We start from the raw sequence: 19,788 nt of genomic DNA, 5'->3' as shown, positions 1-19,788 counted from the left end.
CCGCCGCCCCCCCCCCGGGGGGGGGGGGGGGGCCCCCCCCCCCGCGGGGGGGGGGCGTCGCGGCAGTGCGCGACGTCCTTGCAGTGCCTTCTGAGAGGACCCCCTCTGGCCGCTTCGCGGCCATCTCCCCCTCAAGGGGGGAGAAAAGCATCTGCCTGGCCTTGTCGATCGCCATATACTCGAGCTGGCCGCCGCCGATCGTGCCGAAAATCGCCGCCTGCGAGACGAGCATGAACGCGCCCTTCTCGCGCGGCGTCGAGCCTTTGGTGCCGGCGACTTCGACCAGAGCGAGCCGGTCGGCGCTGGCGAGAAAGGCTCTGAGGCTTTGCACTTTCGAGTTCATCGTCTGCATTCCCACTTGGGAAACATAGCGTTTTCGGGCCGGATTTGCACGTTCTGGCTCGATCAGGCCGATTTGGCGGCTCTCAGCCGGTCGATCGCCATCAGCAGGCGTTCCGGTGTCGCCGGGGCGTCGAGACGCGGACAAATCTTGTGGTCGGCAACGCTGGCTACCGCGTCGGACAGCGCATGCAGCACCGACATGCCGAGCGGGAAGGGCGGTTCGCCGACCGCCTTGGAACGGTGCACGGTCGGCTCGTGGGCCTCCGGCCAGTCAGCCAGCGTGACGTTGAAGATCTTCGGCCGGTCGGAAGCGAGCGGGATTTTGTAGGTCGACGGCGCGTGCGTGCGCAGCCGGCCCTTGTCGTCCCACCACAGTTCCTCCGTCGTCAGCCAGCCCATGCCCTGGATGAAGCCGCCCTCGATCTGGCCGATGTCGATGGCGCGGTTCAGCGAGCGGCCGGTGTCGTGCAATATGTCGGTGCGCTCGACGACATATTCGCCGGTCAGCGTGTCGACCGAGACTTCCGAGCACGAGGCGCCATAGGCGAAATAGTAGAATGGACGGCCCTCGCCCTTGTCGCGGTTCCAGTGGATTTTCGGCGTCTTGTAAAAACCCGCCGCCGACAGCTGGATGCGGGCCATATAGGCCTGCTTGACGAGGTCGGCGAAAGCGATCTCCTGATTGCCGATGCGCACGCGGTTGGGCAGGAACAGCACCTGGTCGCGCGGCACCTGATACTTTTCGGCGGCGAAATCGGTCAGCCTGTCCTTGATCTGGCGGGCGCCGTTCCGCGCCGCCATGCCGTTGAGGTCGGTGCCGGACGAGGCCGCGGTGGCCGAAGTGTTCGGCACCTTGCCGGTGGTCGTCGCGGTTATTTTCACCTGGTCGAGGTCGATCTGGAACTCTTCCGCCACCACCTGCGCCACCTTGACGTAGAGGCCTTGCCCCATCTCGGTGCCGCCATGGTTCAGATGCACCGAACCGTCGGTATAGACATGCACCAGCGCGCCGGCCTGGTTGTAATGCGTCGCGGTAAACGAGATGCCGAACTTCACCGGCGTCAGCGCCAGGCCGCGCTTGATGAAGCGGCTGTTGGCGTTGAACGCCTGGGTGATGCGGCGGCGGCTTGCATAGTCCGCGCTCGCCTCCAATTCGGCGACGATGCGATGGATGATGTTGTCCTCGACCGTCTGGTGGTAGGGCGTGACGTTGCGGCCCCCCTCTTTATCACCACTGGTGCCATAAAAATTCTGCTTGCGGATCTCGAGCGGGTCCTTGCCGACGGCAAAGGCGACCTCGTCGATGACGCGTTCGGCGCCGACCATGCCTTGCGGGCCGCCGAAGCCGCGAAACGCCGTGTTCGACACGGTGTTGGTATAGAGCGGCGCCGACTGTGCATGCACCGCCGGCCAGAAATAGGTGTTGTCGCAGTGGAACAGCGCACGGTCGGTGACCGGGCCGGAGAGATCCGACGAAAAGCCGCACCGCGCTGCGAACATGAAGTCGACGCCCAAAATGTTGCCGTCGTCGTCGAAGCCGACCTCGTAATCGACGAGGAAGTCATGACGCTTGCCGGTGGCGATCATGTCGTCGTCGCGGTCGGGCCGGATCTTTACCGCGCGATGGTGCTTCTTGGCAGCAATCGCGGCGAGGGCGGCAAACTGGTTGCCTTGCGTCTCCTTGCCGCCGAAGCCGCCGCCCATGCGGCGGATCTCCACCGTGATGGCGTTGCTCGGCACACCCAGCGCATGGCTGACCATATGCTGCACTTCGCTCGGATGCTGGGTCGAGGAATAGATGGTGACATCCTGGTCTTCGCCAGGAACGGCCATAGCGATGTGACCTTCGAGATAGAAGTGCTCCTGGCCACCAATGCGCATCTTGCCCTTCAGCCGGCGCGGTGCCGCCTTGATCGCGGCAGCGGCATCGCCGCGCTTCAAGGTGAGCGGCGGCGTGACCAGTTTGTCCTTGCGAGGGTCGAGGTCACCGATGTCGGTGACGAAAGGCAATTGGCTGTATTCGACCTTGGCCAGCCGCGTGGCGCGGCGCGCCTCCTCTCGCGTCCCAGCAATGACACAAAAGATCGGCTGGCCGTAAAATTGCACCTTGTCGTCGGCCAGCACCGGCTCGTCATGACGGCCGGTCGGCGAGATGTCGTTTTCGCCGGGCACGTCTTTGGCCGTCAGCACATCGACAACCCCCGGCGCGGCGCGCACTGCCGACAGATCCATTTTGGTGATGGTCGCATGCGTCGCCGCGGACAGGCCGAGGCAGCCATGCAGCATGCCTGCCGGCTCCGGCATGTCGTCGATATAGACCGCGGTGCCGCTGACATGCTTGTGCGCGGAATCATGGCGCTGGTCGGTGGCGACGCCACCGGAGATCTTCTGCGCCTTGAGGTTGGGAGAAGCGTGCTTGTTCATCAGGCCGCCTCGTTGCGTGATACCTGGAAGGGCGCCTTGCTGCCGCTGGTCTCGGCAAAGAAGCGCAGCAAAAGGTTCTTGGCCGCCAGCGCCCGATATTCGGCCGACGCCCGCATGTCGGTCAGCGGGGTGAAGTCGCCGGCATATTCGGCCATCGCCGTTTCCACCGTTGCCTCCGTCCACGGTTTGCCGAGCAGCGCCTTTTCGACGCCGAAGGCCCGCTTGGGCGTTGCCGCCATGCCGCCATAGGCGATGCAGATGTCGGCCACCGTGCCGTCCTTGGCCAAGTCGAGGAAAAAGGCGCCGAGGGCTGCGGTGATGTCCTCGTCGCGGCGCTTGGTGATCTTGTAGACGGCAAACTTTGTGCCCTTGGCCGGCACGGGAACATGCACGGCCTCGACGAATTCGCCGGGCTGCCGGTCCTGCTTGCCATAGGCTATGAAGAAATCCTCGAGCGGAATGGTGCGCCGCTTCTTGCCCCGGCGCAGCGTCAGCTGCGCGCCAAGCGCGATCAAGGGTGGCGGCGTGTCGCCGATCGGCGAGCCGTTGGCGATGTTGCCGCCGATCGTGCCCATGTTGCGCACTTGCTCACCACCGATACGGTCGAACAACGGCCCCAGCGCCGGGATGCGCTTGGCCAGTGTCGCGAAGGCATCGGTGTAGGTGACGCCGGCACCGATGGTAATGACGTCATTGTCTTCTGAGATCGCGCACAGCCCGTCGAGATTGCCAATGAAAACTACCGGCGAGATGTCGCGCATATGCTTGGTGACCCAGAGCCCGACATCGGTCGAGCCGGCGACGACAGTGGCACTCGGCTCTTTGTCCAGCACGGCGGCGAAATCGTCGGCGTTGGCCGGCACGATCAGTCGCTGCTTGCCAGCGCCGATCTCGACGCGTGCGCTATCACGCATCGCTTCGAGCCTTGCCGTGATTGCCTTGCGCTCGGTCGCCAGTGGGTCCTTAGCTGCCTTGCCGTAGCTGGAGATGGCGTGGGCGGCGCGCATGATCGCCTCATAGCCGGTGCAGCGGCAGAGATTGCCTTGCAGCGCCTTTTCGATCGCCGCATTCGACGGGTCCGGCGACTTCATCCACAGGCCGTAAAGCGACATGACGAAGCCCGGCGTGCAGAAGCCGCATTGCGAACCGTGGAAATCGACCATCGCCTGCTGCACCGGGTGCAACTGGCCGGGCGCACCGCGCAAATGCTCGACCGTCACCACATGGGTGCCGTCGAGCGAACCGAGGAAGCGGATGCAGGCATTGACGCTTTCGTAGACCAGCTTGCCGGCCGAGAGTTTGCCGACCAGCACTGTACAGGCGCCGCAATCGCCCTCGGCGCAGCCTTCCTTGGTGCCGCGCAGCGAGCGCCCAAGCCGCAGCCAGTCGAGCAAGGTCGTCTCTGGCGCCAGCGACGACAGCGCGACATCGCTGCCATTGAGGATGAAACGGATCTCGTTGCGTATGGTGACCTTGGCCATGCGTCAGCTCCCCCTGTAGGTCGAGTAGCCATAGGGAGAGATAAGCAATGGCACGTGATAATGCACTGTTGCAGCCATGCCGAAGCGGATCGGCACGCTGTCGAGAAAGGCCGGTTCAGGCAATTTCGTGCCCTGGCCACGCAGATAGTCGCCGGCCGCGAAGATCAGTTCGTACTCGCCGGTGCGAAACTCCGCGCCTGCCAGCAGCGGCGCATCGCAGCGTCCGTCGGCATTTGTGACAACGGTCTTCAGATGTGTCCGAGCCTCACCCTCGAGGTGATAAAGCGCAACCGACAGGCCCGCCGCCGGCTTGCCGGTCGCGGTATCGAGCACATGCGTCGTCAGACGTCCGCCATCGGCCTTCGACGTTTCTGCCACTGGCGCCTCCCATTTCCAGAACGAACTGGCCCGTACAATCGAGCAAAGCAATGAATTGTGCGCCAATTAAAGGCGATGCATAAGTCCCGGTCGAGCGGAGCGGCACAAAAACACTTTCAAAAATTTCGAGGGAATGCGTAGGCACCCCTTTCGACTATCCTGATCACAGCTTCCGGCGGTGTCCGGCAGGGAGGGGCAATGCGTTACTCTAGAGACATGCGCGGCTATGGAGCCAATCCGCCGGATCCGAAATGGCCTGATGGCGCATATGTGGCAGTGCAGTTCGTCGTCAATTACGAGGAAGGCGGCGAGAACTGCGTTCTGCACGGCGACAAGGCCTCGGAAGCCTTCCTGTCGGAGATCGTTGGTGCCGCCCCCTGGGTCGGCCAGCGCCACTGGAACATGGAATCGATCTACGAATATGGCGCCCGGGCCGGCTTCTGGCGGGTGTTGCGCCTGTTCAGCGAGGCGCAAGTGCCGGTGACCTGCTACGGCGTCGCCTCGGCCCTTGCCCGCTCGCCAGACCAGGTGGCGGCGATGCAGGAGGCTGGCTGGGAAATGGCCTCGCACGGGCTGAAATGGATCGACTACCGCGACCATAGCGCCGAGGACGAGCGCCGCGACCTCGAAGCGGCGATCAAGCTGCATTACGAGGTGACAGGGCAGCGGCCGACCGGCTGGTACACCGGCCGCACCTCCGTCAACACGGTGCGGCTGGTCGCCGAAGAGGGTGGCTTCGACTATGTGTCGGACACCTATGACGACGAACTGCCCTACTGGTTCGAGCACAGCGGCGGCGCGCAACTCGTCATCCCCTATACGCTCGACGCCAACGACATGCGCTTCGCCACGCCGCAAGGTTTCAATTCCGGCGACCAGTTCTTTGCCTATCTGAAGGACAGTTTCGACACGCTCTATGCCGAGGGCAAAGCCGGGCGACCGCGCATGATGAACGTCGGCCTGCATTGCCGGCTGGTCGGCCGACCCGGCCGGGTGGCGGCGCTGAAGCGCTTCGTCGACTATGTAAAATCGCACGACAAGGTCTGGTTGGCGCGCCGCATCGACATCGCCAGACACTGGCAGGAGCATCATCCTTATCAGCCGCCGGCGCTCAAGCCGTCGAAAATGGAGTTCGAGACCTTCGTTCACACATTCGGCGGCGTGTTCGAACATTCGCCGTGGATCGCCGAGCGCGCCTACGAGCTGGAGCTTGGGCCCGCGCATGACAGCGCCGGCGGCCTGCACAATGCGCTCTGCCGCGTCTTCCGCGCCGCCAGCGAGAACGAACGGCTCGGCGTGCTCAACGCCCATCCCGATCTTGCCGGCAAACTGGCCAAGGCGAAGCGCCTGACGGCGGAATCGACGAGGGAACAGGCGTCCGCCGGCCTCGACGCGCTGACCGACAAGGAGCGCGAACTGTTCTCCAAGCTCAACGCCGCTTACGTCACCACCTTCGGCTTTCCCTTCATCATCGCGGTGCGGGGCAAGACCAAGGAGGAAATCCTCACCGAGTTCGAGGCGCGCATCGGCAACAGCCGCGGCGTCGAACTCGACACCGCCTGCAAACAGGTCGAGCGCATCGCGTTGCTCCGCCTGAAAGACATGCTCCCGCTCTAATGACTGAGGGTCAGGACCCCATGGATATGATCAAGACTGACCAGAAAACCTACTATGCGCCACATGGCGGCCATCCCGGCCAAAATGAGCTTTTGACCGGCCGCGCTGTCTTCACCGAGGCTTATGCCGTCATCCCCAAGGGGGTGATGCAGGACATTGTCACCAGCCCGCTGCCATTCTGGGACAAGACCAGGGCCTGGATCATCGCAAGGCCGCTATCGGGTTTTGCCGAGACATTTTCGCAGTACATCGTCGAGGTTTTGCCTGGCGGCGGCAGCGATCGGCCGGAGCCGGACGCCGACGCCGAGGGCGTGCTGTTCGTGGTCGAGGGCGAGTTGACCGTTTCGCTGGCAGGCAAGAAGCACGTGCTTCAAGCCGGTGGCTTTGCCTTTCTGCCGCCGGCGAGCGGGTGGACCGTGCGCAACGAAGCTCGTGACGCCGTGCGCTTCCACTGGATCAGGAAGGCCTATGAAGCAGTCGACGGCATCGATACGCCGGAGGCCTTCTTCTCAAGCGACCAGCAGGTGGCGCCGACCCCGATGGCCGGCACCGAGGGCCGCTGGGCGACGACCCGCTTCGTCGACCCGGCCGACATGCGCCACGACATGCACGTCACCATCGTCACGCTCGAACCCGGCGCCGTCATTCCGTTCGCCGAGACGCATGTGATGGAGCACGGGCTCTATGTGCTGGAGGGCAAGGCCGTCTACCGCCTCAACCAGGACTGGGTCGAGGTCGAGGCCGGCGACTTCATGTGGCTGCGCGCCTTCTGCCCGCAGGCCTGTTATGCCGGCGGCCCCGGCAAGTTCCGCTATCTCCTCTACAAGGACGTCAACCGGCACGCCAAGCTCGGCGGGGCGGGCATTGGCGGTCGCACGCGGTGACCCGCATCACAGCACAGAAGCTGACCCGCGAAAGCTTTGCCGGCTTCGGTGACGTCATCGATATGAGCGGCGACAATCATTATCCGATCAATGGCGGCAAGGCCGAGCGCTACCACGATCTTGCCACGGCTGAGGCGGCGGGCCCGAATGCCCGTGTGCTGGTTTCGATGGTGCGCGGCACGCCATACGAGCTGCCGCTGAAGCTCACCATGGTCGAGCGCCACCCGTTCGGCAGCCAGGCCTTCATCCCGCTGTCGCCGCGCCCGTTCCTGGTCGTCGTCTGTCGTGACGGCAAGGACGGCCCCGGTGAGCCGCACGCCTTCATCACGGCGCCCGGGCAAGGCATCAACTATCCACGCAATCTCTGGCACGGCGTGCTGACGCCGCTCGGCGAAGCCCAGGATTTCGTCATCGTCGACCGCGGCGGCGACGGCTCCAACCTCGAAGAGTTCCACTTCTCGCACCCCTACGAGATCCATCTCCCTGACGAGACCTGAGTAAATGACCGACATATCCCTGATCGACCGCCTGCTCGACGTCATCGAGCACGACATCGTGCCGAAGACGGCTGACGGCGTGGCCCATGGCAACAAGCTGTTCGGCGCCGCGATCCTGCGGAAAAGTGATCGTTCGCTGGTGCTGGCCGAGACCAACAACGAGATGGAAAATCCGCTCTGGCATGGCGAGGTGCACTGCCTGAAGCGCTTTTATGAAATGCCCAAGGCCGAGCGTGTCGAGACCAAAGACGCCATCTTCATCGCCACGCACGAGCCGTGCTCGCTCTGCCTGTCGGCGATCACCTGGACCGGCTTCGACAATTTCTACTATTTGTTCAGCCACGAGGATTCGCGCGACAGTTTTGCCATCCCGCACGATCTGAAGATCCTGAAAGAGGTCTTCACCCTCGACCCCGGTGGCTACAATGCCGAGAATGCTTATTGGAAGAGCTTTTCGATCCGCAGGTTGGTGCGGGCGCTGCCGGAGGCCGAGCGTCAGCGGCTGGAGACGCGCATAGGTGAGATTTCCGCCCGCTACGACGCGCTTTCCGGCGTCTACCAAGATAGCAAGGCTGAGAATGACATTCCGCTGAACTGAGGCCGTGAAGTCGGCTGCGGCCAGGTCGCAATTTTCGCTGCTCCAGTCGCGAATGGCGATTGAAAGTCTTGGGCTGGCGGGCCGTTATGCCAGCCCATGAAAACCGTCACCGAATTTCCCCGCAAAGTCGTCGAATTCCCGGATATGGGCATCGTCATGCCGGATGGCTGCCGGCTGTCGGCGCGGGTGTGGATGCCGGAAGATGCGGGTGACGATCCGGTGCCGGCGATCCTCGAACATCTGCCGTATCGCAAGCGCGACGGCACCATCTTTCGCGATCAGCTGACGCATCCCTATTTCGCCGGCCACGGCTACGCCTCGATCCGCGTCGACATGCGCGGCAATGGCGATTCCGAAGGGCTGATGGACGACGAATATTCCGAGCAGGAATTGCAGGATGCCTGCGATGTCATTGCCTGGGCGGCAGCGCAGCCTTGGTGCAACGGCAGTGTCGGCATGATGGGTATTTCCTGGGGCGGCTTCAACTGCCTGCAGGTGGCGGCCAAGCAGCCGCCGGCGCTGAAGGCTGTCATCAGTCTGTGCTCGACCGTCGACCGTTATGCCGACGACATCCACTACAAGGGCGGCTGCCTGCTGACGGAAAATTTCGGCTGGGCCTCGACCATGCTGTCCTACTCGTCGCGGCCGCCGGATCCGTTGATTGCCGGCGACAACCGCTGGCGCGATCTGTGGCTGACACGGCTGGAGAACCAGTCTTTCCTTTTGCCGCTATGGCTCAGCCATCAGCATCGTGACGCCTACTGGAAACGCGGTTCGATCTGCGAGGATTATTCCGCTGTCAAAGCGGCCGTGCTGTCGATCGGCGGCTGGCATGACGGCTACCGCAACACGATTTCGCACCTGGTCACCAACATCCAGGCGCCGGTGAAGGGCATTGTCGGGCCGTGGATCCACAAATACCCGCACTACGCCGGACCCAAACCCGCCATCGGCTTCCTGCAGGAGGCGCTGCGCTGGTGGGACCGCTGGCTGAAAGGCGTGGACACCGGCGTCGAGGCCGACCCGGACTACCGCGCCTATGTGATGGACTCAGTGCGGCCGGCGCGCTGGCACCCAGAGCGGCCGGGCCGCTGGGTGGCCGAACAGGAGTGGCCGTCACCCGACATCAAGGTCGAGGCGATCGAACTCATCGCTGCCGGCGCCAAGCCGGCGATCGTGGCGACGCCGCAAAGCTGTGGACTCGCGGGCGGCGAGTATTTTCCCTTCACCTTCGGCCCGGAGCTGCCGGGGGACCAGCGGCCGGACGACGCGCTGTCCGTCTGCTTCGATCAGCCTGTGCTTGCCGAGGCGCTCGACATCGTTGGCGCGCCGGAGCTTCTGGTCCGGATATCGTCGGATCGGCCACAGGCCAACATCGCGGTTCGCCTGTGCGACGTGCATCCCGATGGCGCTTCGGAGTTGATCTCCTACGGCGTGCTCAACCTTACCCACCGCAACTCGCATGAATCCCCGCAAGCGCTGGTGCCGGGCGACACTGTTTCGGCTTGCGCTATTCTCGACCAATGCGCCTACCGCGTTCCGGCCGGACATCGCCTGCGCATTGCCGTTTCCAGCGCTTATTGGCCGATGATCTGGCCCTCGCCGGAGCCGGTGCGGCTCGACCTTTCGGCGGCGACGCTGAGGCTGCCGCTGCGCCCGCTGGCGAAAGGCGACGAGGCCTCATTCCAGACGCCTGAGGGCGCCACGCCCTGGGCAACCGAGACTGTCCGGGCGGCGAATTCCGAGCGTCATGTCGATCGTGACGAAAAGACCGGTATCGTCACACTGTCGATCACGGACGATTTCGGCGCGGTGCGCGATCTTGCGCACGGGCTGGCCAATGGCAGCATTGCCCGCGAGACGTGGGTCATTCATCCCGACGACCCATTGTCCGCCTCGGGAAAAACCCACTGGACGCAGACCCTGTCGCGAAATGAATGGTCGGTGCGCACCGAGACATCGGCCGAAATGCGCTGCGACGCGCAAAACTTCATCGTCAGCGCCAGAATCGAAGCCTATGAGGGCGAAACGCTGGTTTTCGAGCGCCATTTCGAAGAGACGATTCCACGCGACCTGCTCTGAGCGCAGATCCGACTGGTCCAGTTGCGACGTGCGATTTACGCCACGGCATGTCGCATTCGGTCTTGCTTACGGCTTTGGCTTCCGGTCAATATCTCTTTGGTAACAACAAACAAAAAACGACCACAAGGTCGAACCAACAGAGTGAGGAACTCAAATGTCCAACGAACTCGAATATCTGAGCCGGCGCGTTGCGTCCGGCAAGCTGAGCCGTCGTGATTTTCTCGGCCGCGCCGCAGCACTCGGCGTCACCGCACCCTTCGCCAATATGCTGCTTTCGAGCGCGGCGCGCGCGGAAGGCCCGGTCAAGGGCGGCACGATCAAAGCCGGCCTGGTCGGCGGCGAATCCACCAACAGCCTCGACCCGGCCCTGTTCATGACCCAGGTGCCGACGATCTTCGGCAAGTGCTGGGGTGAAATGATCGTCGAGCTGTCCCCCGACGGCAAGCTCGAGAACCGCATTGCCGAGGAGATTGGCGCTTCGGATGATGCCAAGGTGTGGACGCTGAAGATCCGCGACGGCGTCGAATTCCACAACGGCAAGACCGTGACCGCCGAGGATGTGGCCGCCACGCTCGAGCGCCATTCCGACGAGAAGTCGAAGTCCGGCGCGCTCGGCTACATGAAGGGCATCGAGTCCATCAAGGCCAGCGGCAAGGAAGTGGTGCTGACGCTGAAGGAGGCCAATGCCGACCTTCCTTACCTGCTCAGCGACTATCACCTTATCGTCCAGCCCAATGGCGGCAAGGACAAGGCCGATGCCGGCATCTCCGCCGGCCCCTACAAGATCACCACCAACGAGCCTGGTGTGCGCCATGGCGGCGAGCGTTTCGCCAACTACTGGCAGGGCGACAAGATGGGCCATGCCGACCAGGTCGAGATCATCGTCATCAACGACGCGACGGCGCGCACGGCGGCCCTTCAGGGCGGCCAGGTCAACATGATCAACCGCGTCGAGCCGAAGATCGTCGACCTGATCAAGCGCGTGCCGGGCGTCACCATCCGCAACCATGCCGGCCCCGGCCACTACGTGTTCATCATGCATTGCAACACGGCGCCGTTCGACAACAACGACCTGCGTATGGCGCTGAAGCTGGCGATCGACCGCGAGGAGATGCTGAACAAGGTGCTGCGCGGCTACGGCTCGCTCGGCAACGACTTCCCGATCAACGCGTCCTATCCGCTGTTCACCGAGATCGAGCAGCGCAAATACGATCCCGACAAGGCCAAGTTCCACTACAAGAAGTCTGGCCATGACGGCTCGATCCTTCTGCGCACGTCGGATGTCGCCTTCCCCGGCGCCGTCGACGCCTCGCAGCTCTACCAGCAGAGCGCCGCCAAGGCCGGCATCAAGATCGAGCTCAAGCGCGAGCCCGGCGACGGTTACTGGAACGAGGTCTGGAACAAGCAGCCCTTCTGCGCCTCCTACTGGGGCGGCCGCTCGACCCAGGACCAGATGTACTCGACGGCATACATTTCGACAGCCGACTGGAACGATACGCGTTTCAAGCGTCCGGATTTCGACAAGATGGTGCTGGCGGCGCGCGCCGAACTCGACGAGGCCAAGCGCAAGCAGATGTACCACGACATGGCCGTCCTGGTGCGCGACGAGGGCGGCTTGATCCTGCCGATGTTCAACCAGTTCATCGATGCCACCGGCGCCAAGGTCGGCGGCTGGGTCGACGATCCGCATCAGGAGCTGATGAACGGCTACGCGCTCGCGAAGTGCTGGCTCGAAGCCTGAGCGCGGCTTTGCGGATATGTCCTCACCCATCGTGAAACTGATTGCCCAGCGCATTGCGCTGGGCATCGTCCTCCTGCTGGCCGTTTCGGTCCTGATCTTCGCCGGTACGCAAATCCTGCCCGGCGACGTCGCGCAAGCCATTCTCGGACAGTCGGCGACGCCGGAGTCGCTCGCCAATCTGCGCGAGCAACTCGGCCTCAACCAGCCGGCTTACATCAGGTACTTCCACTGGCTCGGCGGTGCGCTCACGGGCGATCTCGGCACGGCGATGTCGAGCGGCCAGGACATCGCGACCTCGATCAAGGGGCGGCTGTGGAACACGCTGTTCCTCGCCTTCTGGGCGGCGGTCGTGGCCGTGCCGCTGGCCATCATTCTCGGCCTGATCGCGGTGCGTTACCGCAATGGCTGGGTCGACAAGCTGATATCCGGACTGGCGCTCGCCTCGACGTCCTTCCCGGAGTTCTTCATCGGCTACGTGCTGGTCTTCTTCTTTGCCGTCAAATATCAATGGTTTCCGGCAATTTCCACGGTCTATGACGGCATGCCGTTCGGCGAGCGCATGCAGGCGATCGCCCTGCCGGCCGGCGCGCTGACGCTGGTCGTGCTTGCCCACATGATGCGAATGACCCGCGCGGCCATCCTCAACGTCATGCAGTCGGCCTATGTCGAGACGGCGGAACTGAAAGGCCTGTCGGCCTTCAATGTCATCCGCAAGCACGCTTTCCCCAATGCCATCGCACCGATTATCAACGTCGTCATGCTCAACCTCGCCTACCTCATCGTCGGCGTCGTCGTGGTCGAAGTGATTTTCGTCTATCCGGGCATGGGGCAATATCTGGTCGATCACGTCACCAAGCGCGACGTGCCGGTGGTGCAGGCGGTCGGCCTAATCTTTGCCGCCGTCTATATCAGCCTGAACATCATCGCGGACATAGGGGCAATTGTCGCCAATCCGCGCCTCAGACATCCGAAATAGGGGGCGGGCATGCTCGATATCAAACGCATCCCCATCCCTGCGCTGATCGGCATCGTGCTGACCACCATGTTTGTCGTGGCAGCCGTGTTTGCGCCATGGATCGCGCCGCACGGCAATGCCGAGATCGTCAGCGACGTCCCTTGGGAACCGATGTCTTCGGCGCATTGGCTGGGCACCGACAATCTTGGCCGTGATCTGCTGTCGCGCATGATTTACGGCGCCCGCATCACATTGTTCATCGCCGTGCTGGCGACCGCGCTGTCGTTCTCGCTCGGCGCCATTCTCGGCTTTTCGGCAGCGGTGTTCGGTGGCTGGTTCGACACGCTGTTGTCGCGCCTCGTCGATCTCCTGATGTCGATCCCGACCCTGATCATGGCGCTCGTCGTGCTCTCGGTGCTGCCGACCAATCTGGTGACGCTGATCCTGGTGATGGGCGTTCTCGACTCGACCCGCGTCTACCGGCTGTCACGCGCTGTCGCCGTCGACATCAACGTCATGGATTACGTCGAAGCCGCCAAATTGCGTGGCGAAGGCAGCGGTTGGATCATCTTCCGCGAGATCCTGCCCAACGCGCTGTCGCCGCTGGTCTCGGAACTTGGCCTGCGCTTTATCTATGCGGTGCTGTTCCTGTCGACGCTGTCCTTCCTCGGCCTTGGCGTGCAACCGCCGGATGCCGACTGGGGCGGCATGGTCAAGGAAAACAAGGACGGCATCGTCTTCGGCATCGGCGCCGCGCTCATTCCGGCGGCGGCAATCGCCGCACTGGCTATCTCGGTCAACCTTGTCGCCGACTGGATCCTCAATCGCACGACAAGCCTGAAGGGAGGACGCGGGTGATGGCTGACACCAAAGCAAAGCCCGGCCTGCTGCTCGATATCCGCAACCTGCGCATCGAAGCGACAGTGTTCCCGCCCGGCGAGGCGCCGAAGAACATCGTGCTGGTGCACGACGTCTCGCTGACGCTGGAAAAGGGCAAGGTGCTCGGCCTTATCGGTGAGTCCGGCGCCGGCAAGTCGACCATCGGCCTGTCGTCGATGGGCTATGGGCGCGGCGGCGTGCGCATCACCGGCGGCGAGGTGCTGCTCAACGGCCGCGATATCCTCAAGGGCGGCAAGGAAGGCTTCCGCAAGCTGCGCGGCCGCGAGGTCTGCTACGTCGCGCAATCGGCCGCCGCCGCCTTCAACCCGGCGCACAAGCTGATGGACCAGGTGGTGGAAGCCACGCTGCTGCACGGCACGGCGACACGGGCCGAGGCCGAGAAACGCGCCATCGCGCTGTTCAAGAAGCTTAGCCTGCCGAACCCCGAAACCATCGGCGAGCGTTTCCCGCACCAAGTCTCCGGCGGCCAGCTGCAGCGGGTGATGACGGCGATGGCGCTGTGCTCGGAACCCGACCTGATCGTCTTCGACGAGCCGACCACCGCGCTCGACGTCACGACGCAGATCGACGTGCTGGCGGCGATCAAGGACGCCATTCGCGACACCCATGTCGCGGCGCTCTACATCACCCACGACCTTGCCGTCGTCGCCCAGGTCTCCGACGAGATCATGGTGCTGCGCCACGGCAGGCTGGTCGAATGGGGCGGCACCCGCCAGATCATCAAGGAGCCGCGCCAGGAATATACCAATGCGCTGGTCTCGGTGCATGAGATCGAGCACGCCGAGCAGAAGCCCGGCGCGACGCCGTTCCTGTCGGTCAAGAATGTCACCGCCGCTTATGGCGGCAGCAACGTCAAGGTGCTGAAGAACGTCTCGGTCGACATCTATCCGGGCCAGACGCTGGCCGTCGTCGGCGAATCCGGCTCCGGCAAGTCGACGCTGGCGCGCGCCATCACCGGGCTTTTGCCGCCCGAGGAAGGCACCGTCACCTTCGACGGCAGGCCGCTCGCCAACCGGCTTGCCGACCGGCCGAAGGAGGATCTGCGGCAATTGCAGATGATCTACCAGATGGCCGACGTGGCGATGAACCCGCGCCAGACCGTCGGCACCATCATCGGCCGGCCGCTCGAGTTTTATTTCGGCATACGCGGCCGCGAGCGCGACAAGCGCGTTGCCGAACTGCTCGACGAGATCGAGATGGGCAAGGGCTTCCTCGATCGCTATCCGGCCGAACTGTCCGGCGGCCAGAAGCAGCGCGTCTGCATTGCGCGTTCGCTTGCCGCCAAGCCGAAGCTGATCATCTGCGACGAGGTGACATCGGCGCTCGACCCGCTGGTGGCCAACGGCATCCTCAAGCTGCTGCTCAATCTGCAGCAGCATGAGAAGGTCGCCTACCTCTTCATCACCCACGATTTGGCGACGGTGAAGTCGATCGCCGATTCGATCGCGGTGATGTATCGCGGCGAGGTGGTGCGCTATGGCGCCAAGAGCAAGGTGCTGACGCCGCCCTTCGACGCCTATACCGACCTGCTCCTGTCCTCCGTCCCCGAGATGGAGATCGGCTGGCTGGAAAAGGCGATCAAGGGACGCCGCATGGCGAGCGCGGGCAACTAGGCGGCCGGCTTCCGCCTCTCAAGACATCTGGGGCTTGGCCTGGCCGGCCGCCCCGGATGCTGACCTCTCCCGCAAGACCGCATGGAGCCGCCCATGGCGCTCAAGACCAAGCTTCTCCTCATCGTCCTCGATGGCGTGCCCTACCGGAACTGGCGCCGGCTGATGGGCAATCTCGAGGGATGGGTGCAGTCGGGCGAGGCGCAGGTATGGAAGATGCGCTCGGTGCTGCCGTCGACCTCGGCCTGCTGCTACGCCTCGATCCACACCGGGGTTTCGCCGCAGGAACACGGCATCCTGTCCAACGAGAACCGTTTTCTCGTCAACAAGCCGGACATTTTCTCCGAGGTCAGCAAGGCTGGCGGCAAGACCGGTGCGGTGACGCATTCCTACTGGTCCGAATTCTTCCGCTCCTACCCGTTCGACCTGGTCGAGGACATGGAATATGACGAGCCGGACGGGCCGATCACGCATGGCCGCTTCCACACCATGACTGGCTACAACTTGCGCAACCAGATGACCCCAAGCGACGTCGACCTGTTTGCGACGCTGACCATGCTGACCCGGCGCCACGATATCGACTACGGCATCCTGCACACCTGCACGCTGGATTCGATGGGCCACCGCTTCGGCCATGACTGCCACGAGATGGACCATGCCTGCTATGCGATGGACGGCATGCTGGCCGCCTTCCTGCCGGGCTGGCGGCAAGTCGGCTACGAGGTGATCGTCACCGCCGACCACGGCCAGACCGACCGCGGCCATCATGGCGGCCATGACGACGAAATGCAGGATTTCGCGCTGTATTATTTTGGGCAAGGCAAAGGGCCGGATGCGGACACTTTGCTCGATCAGCTGCAGTTGGCTCCGACGGTGCTGAAGCGGCTTGGTGTGGCGGTGCCGGAGACGATGAAGGCGAAGCCGTTTCTGGGGTGATGGAACGCGACGCCTTCCCCTTCCCCCCTTGTGGGGGAAGGTGGATCGGCGCGAAGCGCCGAGACGGATGAGGGGTGTTCCAGAAGACACCAACGTCTCACTCCGCTGGAACACCCCTCATCCGTCGCCTTCGGCGACACCTTCTCCCACAGGGGGGAGAAGGGAAAAAGGCGCACCTCTGGCAACACTCCTTCTCTTCGGTTAGCTTCGCCAAAATTCCTTGGCGGAAGGATGAACCTTTTTGGACCGATCGGCGACAGAGCAGACAGGAGCCAGGCGGCTCGACCGGCCATGACGGCAGCGACGGAGACTGATCGCGCGCTTGTCGACCGGGTCGCGAAGGGCGACCGTGCCGCTGTTCGGCTGCTGTTCATGCGTCACCACGCGCGGGTCTACCGCTTCGTGGCGCGCCAGACGGGATCGGAAATGATGGCCGACGACATCGCAAACGAGGTCTTTCTTGAGCTGTGGCGCCAGGCGCCCGGCTTCGAAGGACGATCGGAAGTCTCGACCTGGCTGCTCGGTATCGCCCGCTTCAAGGCGCTGTCGATGCTGCGCAAGAAAAAAGAAGACTGGATCGACGATGACGATGCGGCGCAGGTCGCTGACAGCGCCGATACGCCGGAAGTCGCGACCATGAAGGAAGACAAGGGCGCTGCCTTGCGGCGCTTTGTCGATGCCTTGCCGGAAGAACACCGCTCGGTGATCGACCTTGCCTATTATCATGGACAGTCGGTGACGGAGATCGGCGAGGTGCTCAGCATCCCGGTCGCCACCGTCAAGACCCGTATGTTCTACGCCCGCAAGAAACTCGGCGAAGCCTTGAAGGCCGCCGGTTACGACAGGGGTTGGCCATGAGTAATCCTGAAGACATGAGCGCGGCTGAAAAGATGTCGCGCCGCGACGAAATGGAAACGCTGCTGCCGTTCTATCTGAACGGCTCGCTGGAAGGCTCCGACCTCGAAGCCGTCGAGGAATGGCTGGCGTCCGATCCGGCGGCAATGGCAGCGCTTGGCGAGGCCGAGGCCGAGTTCTCCGGCACCACCGCCGCCAACGAGGCGATCCGGCCGCCGGCCGATGCGCTCAGCCGCTTTGCCAAGGCGCTCGACGCCGAGGTCGGACCGGTGCGCGCTCCCGCAGGCCGCTCCTGGCTGGCGCAGGCGCTCGATCGTTTCATGGCGGTACCGGTCGGTATCGCCTGGGCGGCGGCCGCTGTCTTGCTGGCGCTGGTCGTGGTGCAGTCCTATGTGCAGACCGGCGGCAAGGGCAATGATTTCGAGATTGCCGGGGCCGAGGACGAGCTGGCGAAACTGCCGTTCGCGCTGGTCAAGTTCAAGCCGGAGGCGAAGATGTCCGACATCGCCGCCTTCCTCGACCAGAACGGACTTAAGATCGCCGGCGGGCCGACGGCCTCGGGCGTCTTCCGCATTGCCATCCCGGCCAAGACCGGAGCAGATTATGCCAAGCTCGTCGGCCTTGTTGCCGCCCAGCCTTTTGCGGCGACTGTGATCGAGGGAAGGAAACCGGTTGATGGCAGCTAAGGCAGTCATTCGATTTGCAGTCCTTGCGGCGGCGATGACAATCGCCGCCGTGCCCGCTTTAGCGCAGACCAGCGACCCAAATGCCGGCCGCCCAAAGACCGACTGCACCGACACGGCCGGTGCGGCGGCTGCCGACTGCCCCAAGGACGACAAGGGTGCGAATGGCGGAGGGGGCGGCGGCCAGGGCGCTGTTGTCCTTCCGGCCCTGATCGTCGATCTGTTTCCCAATCCGCCCGCTTCGGCGGCGCCCGTGCCGACGCCACGGCCGTCGGCGCCGCCTGCCGATACCCAGGCCGGACCGCCGGCCGGCGGCCCGATCGTTTCGCCAACCGATCTTGTCGCGACCGCGCCGCGGCGTGCCATCGCCGGCGCGTTCGTGCCCGACGAGGTGCTGGTGACCGTCGACGGCGACGCCGGCGCTGTCCAGCAGATCGCCGCCTCCTTCGGCCTGCAAGTGCGCTCGCAGCGCCAGTCGCGGCTGCTCGGCACCACGCTGGTGCGCTTCGGCATTCCCGACGGCCGCCCGGTCGGCACCGTGCTGGCGCAGCTGGCCGCCGATGGCCGCACCCAGCGGCGCGAACCAAACCATATCTATTCGCTGCAGCAGGCGGCCGGCATCGTCAACTATGCCTTCGAGCGCATCCAGCTCGACAACAAGCAAGCCAGCGGCGAGAACGTGCGCGTCGCCGTCATCGACACCGGCATCGACGACACCAATCCGGCGCTGGCCGGCGTCATTGCCGACCAGTTCGACGCCATGCCCGAAGTGCCGATCGAAAAGCGCGACCACGGTACTTCGGTCGACGGGCTGATCGCCGGTGTCGGCGCGCTCGAAGGCATGGCTCCCGGGGCCAGAATCTATCATGCGCGCGCCTTCGAGGACGGCAGGTCGACCATGGATGTCATCCTGTCGGCGCTCGACTGGGCGGCGGAGCAGAATGTCAGCATCATCAATATGAGCTTCGTCGGCCCCAAGAACGACTTGCTCGCCACCGCTTGCCGCAATGCGCGCGGGCTTGGCATCATCCTGGTTGCGGCGGCCGGCAACAACGGGCCGAAAGCGCCCTATGGTTACCCGGCCGCCTATCCCGGCGTCATCGCGGTGACCGCCACCGACGCCAGGGACGGGCTGATGCCGCAGGCCAATCGCGGCGCCTACGTCTTCATCTCGGCGCCCGGCGTTGAGATGGTGGCGCCGAGCGGCGCCGGCTCGGACGTCGTCACCGGCACCTCGTTTGCCGCCGCGATCGTCTCCGGCGCCATCGCCAATTTGATCCACGCCGCGCCCGAGCGATCGGCCGACGACATCGAAAAGGCGCTGGCCGCCACCGCCCGGGATCTCGGCCCGAAGGGCCGCGACAAGGATTTCGGTTATGGGCTGCTGGACATCAAGGCGGCCGAAGCGGCGAAGCAGTGAGTTTGCGGCACGGTCCCCTTCAAGTGGCAACAGCGCGCAGTGGCATCTCACGCTTGATCGTCCTGTCGAGATAGGCGGTCAGATGCGCGGTTAGTTCCCGCGCGTCGTCTTCGGCGCCGTGAATGAAGCTCGATTTCCGGCGACGCAGATATGGCAGACCCACCACATAAAGCGTGTCGCTATTAATTGGCCTCATATCCGGCAGCCTTGAAGAAGTTTCTGCATTCGGCTGGCTCGAACAGGAGGCAGATATCGCCGAGAGCCTGGCAGAGTGCGTCGAAGGTTCTGGCCGCCTTCTTTCGCAGCCACGCCTTGAGTTTTGAGTAGGCCATCTCGATCGGGTTGAGATCAGGTGAGTAGGGCGGCAGGAACAGCAGCCAAGCGC

19 protein-coding genes are annotated in these 19,788 nt (G+C 63.9%); 13 read left to right on the top strand and 6 right to left on the bottom strand.

Annotated features, from left to right (window positions below; all coding sequences use genetic code 11):
• From FJV77_RS33195 to uraH, 4 genes are all read right to left on the bottom strand, one after another.
• On the bottom strand, window positions 1-343 hold a 343-nt coding region (locus FJV77_RS33195; protein WP_281408614.1), incomplete at its 3' end, for an XdhC family protein.
• A 62-nt stretch (window positions 344-405) separates the two neighbouring features.
• Window positions 406-2,766, bottom strand: a complete 2,361-nt coding sequence (xdhB, locus tag FJV77_RS31560; RefSeq protein WP_142870244.1) for a xanthine dehydrogenase molybdopterin binding subunit — start codon at window positions 2,764-2,766, stop codon at window positions 406-408.
• Window positions 2,766-4,247: a xanthine dehydrogenase small subunit gene (xdhA, locus tag FJV77_RS31555; RefSeq protein ID WP_142870243.1), complete on the bottom strand. Its 1,482-nt coding sequence runs from the start codon at window positions 4,245-4,247 to the stop codon at window positions 2,766-2,768. Before xdhA ends, xdhB begins: the two co-directional genes overlap by 1 nt.
• Window positions 4,248-4,250: 3 nt before the next feature.
• On the bottom strand, window positions 4,251-4,625 hold the full coding sequence (gene uraH / locus FJV77_RS31550; RefSeq protein ID WP_142870242.1) for a hydroxyisourate hydrolase: 375 nt from the start codon (window positions 4,623-4,625) through the stop codon (window positions 4,251-4,253).
• Between the two features lie 198 nt (window positions 4,626-4,823).
• Here uraH and puuE point away from each other — a divergent pair, with 198 nt between their 5' ends.
• The 13 genes from puuE (at window position 4,824) to FJV77_RS31485 (ending at window position 19,403) form a co-directional block, all read left to right on the top strand.
• Window positions 4,824-6,242, top strand: a complete 1,419-nt coding sequence (gene puuE, locus FJV77_RS31545; RefSeq protein ID WP_142870241.1) for an allantoinase PuuE — start codon at window positions 4,824-4,826, stop codon at window positions 6,240-6,242.
• Between the two features lie 20 nt (window positions 6,243-6,262).
• Window positions 6,263-7,126 (top strand): bifunctional allantoicase/(S)-ureidoglycine aminohydrolase, encoded by an 864-nt coding sequence (locus tag FJV77_RS31540; protein ID WP_142870240.1) that lies wholly within the window; start codon window positions 6,263-6,265, stop codon window positions 7,124-7,126.
• Window positions 7,123-7,623 (top strand): ureidoglycolate lyase, encoded by a 501-nt coding sequence (locus FJV77_RS31535; protein WP_142870239.1) that lies wholly within the window; start codon window positions 7,123-7,125, stop codon window positions 7,621-7,623. The genes FJV77_RS31540 and FJV77_RS31535 overlap by 4 nt, the downstream gene beginning before the upstream one ends.
• A gap of 4 nt (window positions 7,624-7,627) precedes the next feature.
• Window positions 7,628-8,221: a nucleoside deaminase gene (locus tag FJV77_RS31530; protein ID WP_142870238.1), complete on the top strand. Its 594-nt coding sequence runs from the start codon at window positions 7,628-7,630 to the stop codon at window positions 8,219-8,221.
• Window positions 8,222-8,317: 96 nt separating this feature from the next.
• Window positions 8,318-10,303 (top strand): CocE/NonD family hydrolase, encoded by a 1,986-nt coding sequence (locus tag FJV77_RS31525; RefSeq protein WP_142870237.1) that lies wholly within the window; start codon window positions 8,318-8,320, stop codon window positions 10,301-10,303.
• A gap of 154 nt (window positions 10,304-10,457) precedes the next feature.
• A complete protein-coding gene (locus FJV77_RS31520) occupies window positions 10,458-12,044 on the top strand; it encodes an ABC transporter substrate-binding protein (protein WP_142870236.1) in 1,587 nt (528 codons plus the stop codon).
• 16 nt (window positions 12,045-12,060) lie between these two features.
• Window positions 12,061-13,020 (top strand): ABC transporter permease, encoded by a 960-nt coding sequence (locus FJV77_RS31515; protein ID WP_142870235.1) that lies wholly within the window; start codon window positions 12,061-12,063, stop codon window positions 13,018-13,020.
• Window positions 13,021-13,029: 9 nt separating this feature from the next.
• A complete protein-coding gene (locus FJV77_RS31510) occupies window positions 13,030-13,857 on the top strand; it encodes an ABC transporter permease (protein WP_142870234.1) in 828 nt (275 codons plus the stop codon).
• A complete protein-coding gene (locus FJV77_RS31505; protein WP_142870233.1) occupies window positions 13,857-15,512 on the top strand; it encodes an ABC transporter ATP-binding protein in 1,656 nt (551 codons plus the stop codon). The genes FJV77_RS31510 and FJV77_RS31505 overlap by 1 nt, the downstream gene beginning before the upstream one ends.
• Before the next feature lie 93 nt (window positions 15,513-15,605).
• Entirely contained in the window at window positions 15,606-16,445 is an 840-nt protein-coding gene (locus FJV77_RS31500; protein ID WP_142870232.1) for an alkaline phosphatase family protein, read from the top strand.
• A gap of 291 nt (window positions 16,446-16,736) precedes the next feature.
• Entirely contained in the window at window positions 16,737-17,303 is a 567-nt protein-coding gene (locus FJV77_RS31495; protein WP_142870231.1) for a sigma-70 family RNA polymerase sigma factor, read from the top strand.
• A 14-nt stretch (window positions 17,304-17,317) separates the two neighbouring features.
• Window positions 17,318-17,986, top strand: a complete 669-nt coding sequence (locus FJV77_RS31490) for an anti-sigma factor (RefSeq protein WP_142870245.1) — start codon at window positions 17,318-17,320, stop codon at window positions 17,984-17,986.
• Complete coding sequence (locus FJV77_RS31485) at window positions 17,976-19,403, top strand: S8 family serine peptidase (RefSeq protein WP_142870230.1); 1,428 nt, start codon at window positions 17,976-17,978, stop codon at window positions 19,401-19,403. Before FJV77_RS31490 ends, FJV77_RS31485 begins: the two co-directional genes overlap by 11 nt.
• Before the next feature lie 19 nt (window positions 19,404-19,422).
• Here FJV77_RS31485 and FJV77_RS32715 read toward each other — a convergent pair whose 3' ends face one another.
• Complete coding sequence (locus tag FJV77_RS32715) at window positions 19,423-19,599, bottom strand: hypothetical protein (RefSeq protein ID WP_185973504.1); 177 nt, start codon at window positions 19,597-19,599, stop codon at window positions 19,423-19,425.
• Window positions 19,586-19,788 (bottom strand): transposase (locus tag FJV77_RS31480; RefSeq protein WP_185970493.1); only part of this gene is annotated, 203 nt, incomplete at its 5' end. The genes FJV77_RS31480 and FJV77_RS32715, both read right to left, overlap by 14 nt.

This window comes from Mesorhizobium sp. WSM4306, assembly GCF_007003975.1.
Lineage (GTDB): Bacteria > Pseudomonadota > Alphaproteobacteria > Rhizobiales > Rhizobiaceae > Mesorhizobium.
This window is presented reverse-complemented; position numbering and strand designations above follow the sequence as displayed.

Excerpts from the sequence above, each read along its gene's own strand:
- xdhB (WP_142870244.1), bottom strand. The coding sequence starts at position 2,766 with ATGAACAAGCACGCTTCTCCCAACCTCAAGGCGCAGAAGATCTCCGGT.
- xdhA (WP_142870243.1), bottom strand. The coding sequence starts at position 4,247 with ATGGCCAAGGTCACCATACGCAACGAGATCCGTTTCATCCTCAATGGC.
- puuE (WP_142870241.1), top strand. The coding sequence starts at position 4,824 with ATGCGTTACTCTAGAGACATGCGCGGCTATGGAGCCAATCCGCCGGAT.
- FJV77_RS31540 (WP_142870240.1), top strand. The coding sequence starts at position 6,263 with ATGGATATGATCAAGACTGACCAGAAAACCTACTATGCGCCACATGGC.
- FJV77_RS31530 (WP_142870238.1), top strand. The coding sequence starts at position 7,628 with ATGACCGACATATCCCTGATCGACCGCCTGCTCGACGTCATCGAGCAC.
- FJV77_RS31525 (WP_142870237.1), top strand. The coding sequence starts at position 8,318 with ATGAAAACCGTCACCGAATTTCCCCGCAAAGTCGTCGAATTCCCGGAT.
- FJV77_RS31520 (WP_142870236.1), top strand. The coding sequence starts at position 10,458 with ATGTCCAACGAACTCGAATATCTGAGCCGGCGCGTTGCGTCCGGCAAG.
- FJV77_RS31515 (WP_142870235.1), top strand. The coding sequence starts at position 12,061 with ATGTCCTCACCCATCGTGAAACTGATTGCCCAGCGCATTGCGCTGGGC.
- FJV77_RS31510 (WP_142870234.1), top strand. The coding sequence starts at position 13,030 with ATGCTCGATATCAAACGCATCCCCATCCCTGCGCTGATCGGCATCGTG.
- FJV77_RS31505 (WP_142870233.1), top strand. The coding sequence starts at position 13,857 with ATGGCTGACACCAAAGCAAAGCCCGGCCTGCTGCTCGATATCCGCAAC.
- FJV77_RS31500 (WP_142870232.1), top strand. The coding sequence starts at position 15,606 with ATGGCGCTCAAGACCAAGCTTCTCCTCATCGTCCTCGATGGCGTGCCC.
- FJV77_RS31495 (WP_142870231.1), top strand. The coding sequence starts at position 16,737 with ATGACGGCAGCGACGGAGACTGATCGCGCGCTTGTCGACCGGGTCGCG.
- FJV77_RS31490 (WP_142870245.1), top strand. The coding sequence starts at position 17,318 with ATGAGCGCGGCTGAAAAGATGTCGCGCCGCGACGAAATGGAAACGCTG.
- FJV77_RS31485 (WP_142870230.1), top strand. The coding sequence starts at position 17,976 with ATGGCAGCTAAGGCAGTCATTCGATTTGCAGTCCTTGCGGCGGCGATG.
- FJV77_RS32715 (WP_185973504.1), bottom strand. The coding sequence starts at position 19,599 with ATGAGGCCAATTAATAGCGACACGCTTTATGTGGTGGGTCTGCCATAT.